At 67.6% G+C, this 10,530-nt stretch carries 6 protein-coding genes; 3 read left to right on the top strand and 3 right to left on the bottom strand.

Features of this window, described 5'->3' with window-relative positions; all coding sequences use genetic code 11:
- Positions 1–85: 85 nt before the first annotated feature.
- Positions 86–430: a hypothetical protein gene (locus ADK67_RS06125; RefSeq protein WP_157619953.1), complete on the bottom strand. Its 345-nt coding sequence runs from the start codon at positions 428–430 to the stop codon at positions 86–88.
- Positions 431–821: 391 nt separating this feature from the next.
- Entirely contained in the window at positions 822–1,409 is a 588-nt protein-coding gene (locus ADK67_RS06120; RefSeq protein WP_157619952.1) for a hypothetical protein, read from the bottom strand.
- Between the two features lie 256 nt (positions 1,410–1,665).
- Here ADK67_RS06120 and ADK67_RS06115 point away from each other — a divergent pair, with 256 nt between their 5' ends.
- The 3 genes from ADK67_RS06115 to ADK67_RS06100 all read left to right on the top strand — a co-directional run bounded on the left by ADK67_RS06115 (position 1,666) and on the right by ADK67_RS06100 (position 9,609).
- Positions 1,666–2,976, top strand: coding sequence for a lipase/acyltransferase domain-containing protein (locus ADK67_RS06115; protein WP_197289305.1), 1,311 nt, complete (start codon positions 1,666–1,668; stop codon positions 2,974–2,976).
- Positions 2,973–8,315 carry a tetratricopeptide repeat protein gene (locus ADK67_RS06110; protein WP_053715406.1) on the top strand — a complete coding sequence of 1,781 codons (5,343 nt, stop codon included), beginning with the start codon at positions 2,973–2,975 and terminating at the stop codon, positions 8,313–8,315. The genes ADK67_RS06115 and ADK67_RS06110 overlap by 4 nt, the downstream gene beginning before the upstream one ends.
- A gap of 547 nt (positions 8,316–8,862) precedes the next feature.
- A complete protein-coding gene (locus ADK67_RS06100) occupies positions 8,863–9,609 on the top strand; it encodes an integrase core domain-containing protein (RefSeq protein WP_231648037.1) in 747 nt (248 codons plus the stop codon).
- A 39-nt stretch (positions 9,610–9,648) separates the two neighbouring features.
- On the opposite strand, the gene ADK67_RS06095 is transcribed toward ADK67_RS06100, so the two are convergent.
- On the bottom strand, positions 9,649–10,371 hold the full coding sequence (locus tag ADK67_RS06095) for a hypothetical protein (protein ID WP_053715404.1): 723 nt from the start codon (positions 10,369–10,371) through the stop codon (positions 9,649–9,651).
- Positions 10,372–10,530 lie beyond the last annotated feature (159 nt).

Below are 10,530 nucleotides of genomic sequence, written 5' to 3'. Positions count from 1 at the left end.
CGCGAAACTCCTCAAACGCCCCCACCACGTCACAGTCCGCCATGCCGGCCCGCCCCACCTGCACATCTTCACCAACACCGCCTAACTAAACGGCATTGGCGTCGATGCCGGCGTAGGAGTCGGCCGTTGCCCGCAATCTGCGGGCGAATTCGGTGACCTCCACCTCGGCCGCGAGCAGGTCTTCGAACCTGGTCTGCGTCCAGTCGTAGTTCGCCTGCTGGTAGACGACGGCCGCTTGCACGTCACCGACCTTGGGCGGCGCCTGGCAAGCGCCTTGCAACTTCACTGCCAGGTCTTTCGTCTCACGTGCGAGCCGGTCGAGGTCGTCGGCGTCCGAGCGCAGCACGGGGATGATCGCGGCGAACCCGCCCATACGGGGTCCCTTCGAGAAGTCGATGGTTTCGATCGACTGGGACGATACGGACGTCACGGCGGTTCCGCGGAATTTTCACCGATCCCATATCCGCAGTTCTGCGGCCAGAAATTAACTCGAATGGCGAATTGCTCTTCATGCCAACCGATGCCCGCAGGTGCCAGAACCCTGCACTGAGGCGCTGAGCTGCACTGATCACGCACCACGTGTGCAGGAGCACCATCGTGAGTTGCCGGTATTGCGACACGAGGTCGCCACGCCGGCTGTGACGCCTGGCCGACTGGTCACGACACCACCGATTGGTGACGCCGGGCACCGTCCTGTGACGGCACCGGCGCCTGGTCGAAGATCCGTTGCTCTCCGGGCGGGACGGAGCGTCACCGTGTCCGCCCGAGGCCCGACGAACGGGCTCGAACCGTCACAACCTGCCGACGCATCCTCCGGACCGTCATCGACCACGTCCTGCCCGACTACCCAGTGACAAGTCACGCAGGTCCAGGGCCATGACGCTGTACCGCCATGAGAGGGCGATGGGAAAGAGCAGTGCCGCATAGAGAACCGCAGGGACGGTGACCCAACCGGACAAGTGTCTGGCCGAGCGCCACAGCATGAGGGTGATATAGCCGAGGTAGACGACCCCGACTCCCCCATAAGCGATAAGGATCGTGATGCGTTGAGGCATCGGAGCGGTGTGGAGATTGGTGCCGACCTCGGTGGCGGTAACCCCGATCCGCGTGCGGTCGAGGCTGGTGGCCGGAGCCCGCGGGGTGTCGGTCTCCACGTTGTCGAGCAGGGCTTGTTCCAGGTGCAGGATCGAGCGCGCGCGGATTCCGGTCAAGTTCACGAGGAGTGAGTGAAACGCCGCGATGCAGATCATGGGGAATGGCAAGAGGGCGATGGCCCAGCCGAGCAGGTCGAGTTTGTCGTAGAACGCGACGGTGCCGACCACGTAGGTGACGGCCGCACCCATCGTGGCGAGGCTGACGGTGAGCGTGGTGGCGCGGTCCGCGCGGTCGGACTGGTACAGGGCGGTCAACACTTGAAGGCGATCGGACACAGGGCCATCTCCGAACAGAAGTGAGAGTTGATCACACGTCACGGTTCCCTCACGGATGTTCGGCACTCGCCGAGCCGCCGTTACACCGGCGGGTCGGCGAACGACATAGGCCGAGTCGGGCTGTGGGGACAGGACTGGGATGACGCTGAGGCATTTGATCGTGCAGCTTCCGGGACTCGGCGGGAGCGTGCTGGCTCGTGGCGGTGTCCCGGTGTGGGGTGCCACGGTGGCCGGGATGGCCAAGGTGGCAGCCAAGCCGGACCTGGTGGCGCTGGAAGCCGATGACCTGGAGCCGGTGGGGTTGGTCAACGCGATGACGGTCGTTCCGGGTCTCATCGCGCTGCCGGGCTACGACACCATGGTCGGCAACCTGCGCCGCTGGTTCGGTCCCGGGCTCAAGGTGGTCGACTATCGCTCTGGTGTGCCCATCCCGGCCGACACCGATGTGTTGCGCGTCCCGTACGACTTCCGGCGTTCGGTCGTTGACGCCGCCGAGGCGTTGGCCCGTGCGGTCGCCGAGACGGAGGCGGCCGGGCGTGGGGTGGTGGTGTTGGCGCACTCGATGGGCGGTGTCGTTGCCCGCTACTGGATCGGCGCGCTGGACGGGGCGCGGCGGTGCCGAGCGTTGATCACGTTGGGCACGCCGCACCGCGGTGCGCCGAAGGCCCTCGACGTCCTGGTCAACGGGCTCGGCTTGGGTCGCTTGCGGCACCCGGCGGCCACGCGGGTGTTGCGGGGGTGGCCGTCGATGCACGAGCTGCTACCGCAGTACCCAGCGATATGGAACGGGGATCGGGCGATCGAGCCGGTGCAGTTGCCGGCCACGTGTGCGTGGCCGGCTGGTGATCAAGCCGCCGGTGCGCGGTTGTTGGACCGGGTCGGGACCGCGGTGAAGGTGCATGACGACATCACCGCAGCGTGGCAGGCGCAGGGCCTGCCGGAAGTGGCACCGTTCTACGCAAGGGGCCACAGCACCCCCAACCGCGCCGACTTGCTCGACGGGGTGTTGCGGGTCACCAAGGTCGACCCGGACTGGCGGGGCAACGTCGGTTGGCGCGGTGACGGCACGGTGCCCGTGCTCTCGGCCCTGCCCGTGGAGTTGGGCGAGTTCCCTGGCAGGTGGCACGCGGCACCGGACAAGCACGGTCCCCTGGGCGGGACGGCGGGGGTGCGTGATCTGCTGCTCTCTTTTTTGGGCGAGCCCGTCCCCACACGCGCTGGTGACGCCCCGGATCGACCGTGGATCGGGTTCGACCTCGACGACGTCGCGTGGGCCGGGGACGAGGTCCTGGTGGGGGCGGATGTGCTGGGTGACGTGGAGGGTCCGGGTGTGGCGGCCACGGTGACGGCTGCGGGCTTGTCCGTCCCGATGCGTCTGCACGACGGCCGTTGGCGGGCCACGTTGCCCCCGCTACCCCCTGGGGTCCACGAGGTGGTCGTGGAGGCGCGGGAGGCCCACTACGGCGCGTCCGTGTGGGGCAAGGCGCCGCTGGTGGTGACCGAGCCGAACGAAGGCTGGGAAGACGGCAAGGAGGAGACTCGGTGACCGACTGGCCGTTGTGGGATCAGTCCGTGCCGGAAGATCTGCTGCGGTATGTGCAGACAGGCACGTTGCCCTCGGTGATGCCGGAAGGCGCCGTGCTGCCGGGCCGGTCGGCCGCACCACCCGAGATTCGCCTGCGCCGGGTGTTCGACGCGTTTGCCGCCGCCGGCACCGACTACGCCGACGAGTCGTTCGCCGGCACGGGGAGATACCAGCACATCCGCCCGCCTGACGAGGTTTTCACCAGTCCCCGGCACGCCAACTGCCTCGACCTGTCCGTGGCGTTCGCGGGCGCCTGCCTCGACGCCGGCCTGCACCCGGTGATCGCCATCCTGGATCCGGCGGGACGTGGTGCCGCGGGTCACGCGGTGGTGGTCGTGTGGTTGCGGGGCGACTGGGCGGGGCCGGACGGCCGTCGCAGCCTGGAGACCTATCCGCTGACCGACGTGGTCCTGCGGGAGCCGCCGGAATGGCCGGGCACGGGACTGCGGTCGGCGTGGCAGGCGCCGGGAGAATTCGTCGCCGTCGACATCACCGTGATCGCCCGCCGGTGGCGCACCGACCCCGCCGCCAACCTGGAGGAAGCAGTCGCCTCGGGAGCCGCGTTCCTCAGCGGGGACCGGTGGCGTTGGCGCACCGGCCTGGACGTCGGCTTGGGTTACGACCCCCGGCTGGCGCTGGCACCACCGCAGTGGCCGCAGGTCCCGCCGCTGGAACCCGCCTACCACCAGCCGGGGCCGCTGGCGGGGCCACTGGCCCACATCCGTGCCCGCAACAGGGTGGTCCGCTTCGAGGACCGAGGCGAGTTGGACGCCCTGCTGTTGTGGTGCCGGTCGGCCACCGAGGACAACCGGCCCCGGTTGGCCGCGATCACCGGAGTGGGCGGGTCCGGTAAAACCCGACTGGCCGCCGAACTGGCCGACCAGCTCACCGCAGACGGGTGGCACGCCGGTTTCCTCCGCGAGGACCTGCTGACCGACGGGGCGGACGACACCTCCCTGCACTGGCTGGCACGCGTGGCCTCCCCGCTCCTGGTCGTCGTCGACTACGTCGAAGCCGCACCGACCTCCGCGCTCAAGACCCTGATCCGGTATCTGGCGTCCCGGCGCCACCGCACTGCGGTGATCCTCACCTCCCGCGACACCGGCGACTGGTTCCCCCAACTCGACCGCGCGCTCGACAAATCGGGCGTTCGCATCGTGCGACACCCCGACATCACGCTGGCAGAACACCACCCCAACCCCGAAGCGGTGTACCGGCGCGCCCACCGCAGGTTCTCCACCCTGAGCAACTCCCAGGGCCACACCCCCCTCGAACCGCCGAGAGGACTCCACCGCTGGACCACGCTGGACCTGGTCGTCCACGCCTGGATCGCCGCGCACAGCGGAACCGATCTGCCCACCAGTCGGACCGCGCTTTACGACGCCATCCTCGACCGCGAGTTCGACAACTGGAACGACGTCGCGCGATCGCACCACCGACCGCCCGTGCCCAGGGAAACCCTGCGCCGAGTGGCTGCGGGCCTCAGCCTGCTCACCCCGACCGCGAGGGCGCTGACCGCCACCCTCAGCGCGTTCGACGTGTCGGAATGGACGAGCGTGCGACCGGCCGAACTGGCCGAGATGTTGCGTCCTTTCCTGCGCGACACGGGTGACAACCGCGTCGCCCTCCGTCCCGACCCGGTCGCGGACCACCTGATCGCGCAGGTGTTCGGCGACGACCCGACCTTCTTCGACACCGTTGCCGACCTGGCCGCGCGGCAAAGCTCGTCCGGAGCCCTGGTCCGGACCCTGACCAGGGCTGCCGACCACGCCCCCGACGTGGCCGGCCCCCTGGCCGACCGTCTCCTTGCGAAGAACCCGGCCTTGTGGCCCGAGGCCTTCGCCATCGCGCTGACCCAGAACGGCCCGTTCGTCCGACCGCTGGAGAAACTCGCCGCCGAGCCGAACACCGTTATCCCTCTTGCCGCACTGGTCGCGGACATCCCCGCGGGGCACAGCAGCCTCAGAAACCTGGCACTGATCGCCGCCACCCGGACCAGGGCGGCGATGGGCAACCCGACCACGGTGATCGAGGAAGTGCAACTCGCCCACTTCCTCAACAACCTCGCGACCCGGCATGCCGAAGCCGGAAACCCGACCGAAGCGCTGACGATCGCCATCGAAGCCGTCGCCCGCTTCCGAGGCCCCGCAGAGCTCGACCCAGCCCTTCTGCCGAACCTGGCCGTGGCATTGGCCAGCCTGGCCAACCGGCAAGCGGAACGCGGACGCGCTGCCGAAGCCCTGGAAACCATCAACGAGGCTATCGACATCCAACGCGAGCTTGCCGCCGACAACCCGGGCGCACACCTGCACCACCTCGCCAGTTCTCTCAACAGCGCGGCCAACAAACGAGGGCAGCTCGGAGACCTGCCCGGTGCGCTGGCCGACATCACCGAGGCTGTCGCGCTCAGCCGCGACCTCGTCACGTACGACCCTGTCCACCTCCCCAGCCTCGCCATGTATATGACCAACCTGGCCAACCGGCAGGCGGAAGCCGGGCGCGCAGCCGAAGCCCTGGAAATCGCCGTCGAAGCCGTCGGCATTCAACGCAAGCTCGCCGCCGACAACCCGGGCGCGCACCTGCCAGTCCTCGCCGTATCCTTGACCAACCTGGCCAACCACTTTTACCGGACTGGTGACCACACGCGTGCGCTGGCCACCGCGGGCGAAAGTGTCGACATTTACCGGAGACTCGTCCGCCACAGTCCGGACGCCTATCTGCCCGAACTCGCCGTGGCCCTGAATAACCTAGGAGTCCACCGAGGGCGGGCAAATGATCTTGCCGGGGCTCTCGCCACCATCTCCGAAGCTGCGGACATCAAACGTGAACTCGCCCGGAAAAATCCGGACGCCTACTCGGCGGAACTCGGCAGCACCCTCAACAATCTGGCCGGTCGACAGGCTGAGGCCGGGGACCACGCCCAGGCGCAGGTTACCGTTGCCGAAGCCGTCAGCCTCCACCGCCGGCTCGCCGAGGACAACCCGATCCACCTGCCCGAATTGGCCAAGTCGCTCGCCATCCTGGCCGTCGTTCAGCAGGACCGCGGGGCCGGTTCCGAAACCTTGGCCGTCATCAACCAAGCCGTCACCATCCAACGCGCCCTGGCCGCCAACAGTCCAACCCACTTACCCGACCTCGCGCTGTTCCTCGGCTACCTCGCGGACCAGCAGGCGCGTTCCGGTGACCACCCGCTTGCGCTGGCTTCCATCACCGAGGCCGTCGCCATCCGGCGTGACATCGTCGAGAAAAACGGCGCCGCCCACCTGCCCGAACTCGCCTCAACGTTGAACAAACTGGCCAATCTTCAGGCGAAGGCGGGGGAACAGCTCGACGCGCTGGCCACCGCGACCGAAGCCGCCGAACACTATCGGGAGCTCGCCGAGAACCATCTTTTCCACCGGCACGCTTTCGCTGTGGTACTCGGCAACCTGAGCATCCACCAAGCGGATACGGGCCACGTGATCGAGGCGCTTGCCACGGCAACCGAGGCCGTCGCCACCTGGCGTGGACTCGTCGAGGAGAACGGCACCATCCACCTGCCCGGCCTCGCCTCGGCGCTGTCCAGCCTCGCCAATCGGCAGGCAGAAGTCAGAGACAAAGAACGGGCAATGAACACGGCCGTCGAGGACGTCACCATTCATCGGGCCCTCGCCGAGAAGGACCCGGCTCACCTGCCCGACCTCGCCATGTCGCTGAACAACCTCGCCAATCGAGAAGCGGAGGCCGGAAACCACGCCCGAGCACTGACGATCACCACCGAAGCGCTCGCCATTCGGCGAGAGCTCGTCAAGGATGACCCTACCCATCTTCCTGACCTCGCCGCGTCGCTGAACAACCTCGCCAATCGGCTGTTGGAGACCGGCCAGCGGATCAAGGCGTTGGAGGCGGCCATCGAGGCCGTTGACCTCCTGCGCGGACTCGTCCACGGCGCCCCCGCTCACCTCCCCGACCTCGCGTTGGCCCTGACCAACCTCGCCAACCACCTGTACGTCACAGGTGACCGAACCAGGATCATCGCCACGGCCGCCGAGGCCGTCGCTCTCTACCGACGGCTCGCCGCAGCGAATCCCGCCCATCTGTCCAACCTCGCGGCAGCTCTCAACAACCTGAGCATCCACTACGGCGAAGCAGGCGATCAGACCAATTCACTGACCAAGGCGACCGAGGCCATTGTGATCCGCCGCAGGCTCGCCGAAAAAGCCCCGGCCGCTCACCTCCCGGATCTTGCGAACACCCTCAAAGCCTTGGCCAACCGACAGACCGGCGCCGAAGGCCGCAGGACAGCGCTCGCCACCTGGGAGGAGACCTGGGCATCGATGCCCGCAGCCGGCCGGGCCTATCTCATGGTCCAAAGGCACCTGTGGCGACGAACCTCGTCGCACGGCGCCGACGAGGCCGCGGACGACTTGTCCTCCGCGGCGTCGCACGCCGAGGAGGACAGCGGCGACCTGCGTTTTCTCGGCGAGGTCCGCCGCATGGTGCGCGAAGCGGCCGTCTCGGGAGGCGGAGTCGCCACGGGATTGCCGGCATGGGCGACCGCGCCCGTCGACGACTCGACCGTGGCCCTGGCGAACGCCTGGACGAGCCAGAGCAGCGCAACCGCCGCCGGCGACTTCCTCCGGCAACACTGGGAGACGCTGAGAACCGACGACAGCCGGGCTGCCCTGGCGACACTGTGCGACCTCTATCCCGATGCCGCCCGATTGCTCTGGCTCAAGGAGCAGCTCGACGACGCCGTCCACAAGGGACTGGGCACCATCGTCAACGACATGGCGACCAGAGAAGCCGCGGTGGAACTGGTTGAGCAGTGGATCACCAGCGCGACCCTGATCGAGTCCCAGCGGTTCCTGGAAGAACATCCAGCACTGGTCAACGATCCACTGCACACGGACGTCCTCGTCGCACACGGCGATTCGGCTCGCTCGTACCTGGGTATCGTCCAGCTGGCCCGGTACTTCCCCGTCAACGAGGTGTTCGACGCGATCCTGGACGGTGAGGACACTCGCGACCTCCTGTTCAAGATCGTTGCCGAAGGCAACCTCGACCTCATCCGTTCGCTGTGGTTCACCTCACCGCACCTGGCCAACGACGAATTCGCCGGTGTGTTCGCTTTCTCGGTGATCGCAGCCCTCGGCGCCACCGGAGAACCATCAGAACACGTGGACGCCGCCCGCGTAGCCAAGTCAGCCGCCAACGAGCCGAGCCGGAAGAAGGCGGTTCAAGCGCTCAAGTCATTGGTGCAGGCGACAGGAAGACCCGAGGTGAACGACGTGCTGAACATTTTCGAGGGCACTCCGTAAGTGGCGTCCGCAGGCACCGCAGCCCTAACCAACTACTGTCACTGCCGCAACCACGCGCGCCGTGGTCGGACGCTGTGCCTGCCGATAACTCCATCCATGCAGGTTGAAACCGTGCGTAGCGTGAAGAGCCGAGGTGCTCGTGAGTACGACTGTAGGTCCGCAGCGTCCTCGGCTAACACGGCATGATGACCGACTGTGCTACTCCGACTGGCCTATCTGAGCGTGACCAACGCGTTCGCGGTGCTGCGCCTGCTGCCCCTGAGCGACCGGGACAAGGACATGGAGATCCTGGCGCTGCGCCACCAGATCATGGTCCTGGAACGCCAACTCGGAGACGTCCGCCCACGGTTCTCTCCCGCCGACCGGGCCTTCCTCGCGGCACTGCTGCACCGACTCCCGATGCAAGCACTTCGTCGACTCCGACTACTGGTACGCCCAGAGACGGTGCTCCGGTGGCACCGAGACCTCCTCGCCCACCGCCACGCAGCCAGGTCCCCGCCCCAGGCTGCCCGGTCGACCACGAACCGTCCAATCGATCCGACTTCTGGTGCTGCGCTTGGCACGGGAGAACCCCACCTGGGGCTACCGCCGCATCCACGGCGAACTCCTCGTACTCGGCATCAAGGTCGCAGCCTCCACCGTCTGGCAGATCCTCAAAGACGCCGGGATCGACCCGGCACCCGAACGCACCACGACGACCTGGGCGGCCTTCCTCCGCTCCCAAGCCGACGCGCTCCTGGCCTGCGACTTCTTCGAGGCTTCCACCCTGAACGGCACCCGCCTGCACGTGCTCGCGGTCATCGAGCATGCCAGTCGCCGGGTCCGCGTCCTCGGCGCCACCGCACATCCCACCGCATCCTGGGTCACCCAAGCCGCCAGGAACCTCGCCATGGACCTCGAAGACGCGGGCAGACAGGCGCGATTCCTGATCCGCGTCCGGGACGGGAAGTACCCTGCACTGTTCGACGCCGTCCTCGCCGACGTCGGCATCCAGGTCGTCCTCAGCGGAGTCCGCATCCCTCGGATGAACGCGGTCATGGAACGCTGGATCCACAGCTGCCGACGCGAACTACTCGACCGCACCCTCATCTGGAACCAACAGCAACTACTCCACGCCCTGCGCGAGTACGAGAGGTACTACAACACCCACCGACCCCACCAAGGCATCGACAACGCGCGACCACTCCGCTCCCTGCCACCAGCCGTCACCGATCAGGCGACCCTCCCCCGCCTCGACATCCGCCGACGGCAACGACTGGGCGGCATCCTCAACGAGTACCACCACGCCGCCTGACCTGCACGGACGACATTTTCGGCAAGCACAGGGTCGGGGTCACCGCTGGAGAACGACTGGCTCTTGAAGTGGTTGAGCAGCAGGAACAACTCGCGGCCGCCGGGCAGCCGCAGCTGGTAGACCGGGCAGTCCCGACTGAACAACGCCCGCCCGGTCTCGGACTGCGGGTCGGGGTCGTCGACGTGGCTGCGCACCGACTCGATGGTCACTCGAGCGGTGGTCATCAAGCCGACGCGGGTCGTTGCCGTCGACCAGCATCGCGTGGGCGTAGCGGCGATCCAGCAAGGCTGCGCTGAACCGCACCAACGACGGCCGGTGCTCGGCCTCGACCACGCACAGGATGTCAGCCGCCACCTCGTCGATCACCTTGGCGGTCATACGGGTCGCCGTCTCGTCGACCGGCTCGGTGATCAGATCCACCCAGCCGATCCAGTCGCCACGCCCGGTGGCCACGATGACAGCGTCACCGCCGGCGGGTTGCTTGAGGAAGTCGCCGCGGTTCTCCCGCAACGCCCACGCCTCGAACGGCCGAGGGTTCAGCACCAACCGCCCACCTGAATCGCGGACCAGCACCCGCAAGGTCTCCAGTGCCCGCAGCATGTCCTGCTTGTCCGCGTCGGTGTAGACCGTCTTGGCGGACAGGGTGGTGAACCGGCCGAAGGCGGCCAGGACCGGCTCGCCCTCCGCCCACGTCGTGGTGTCGAGGGCCTTGGCCCGCTCGAACAGGTTCTCCACGTTGAAGGTCGCAAGACGGACGGCCATGTCGACGTCCTCGATTCACAGCGGCGGTGACGCGATGCGTCACGCCGACGACTCCGACGCTGTGCCTGCCGATAACCTCATCCATGCAGGTAGAGGACGCACGAAGCCCAGGGGAGTTGAGCGTTCGCGGCACGGCTGCCATGCGCTGTGACGTCGACC

It is taken from the genome of Saccharothrix sp. NRRL B-16348 (assembly GCF_001280085.1).
Lineage (GTDB): Bacteria > Actinomycetota > Actinomycetes > Mycobacteriales > Pseudonocardiaceae > Actinosynnema.
The sequence above is the reverse complement of the archived record's forward strand: the minus strand, read 5'-3'. Positions and strand labels throughout refer to the sequence as shown.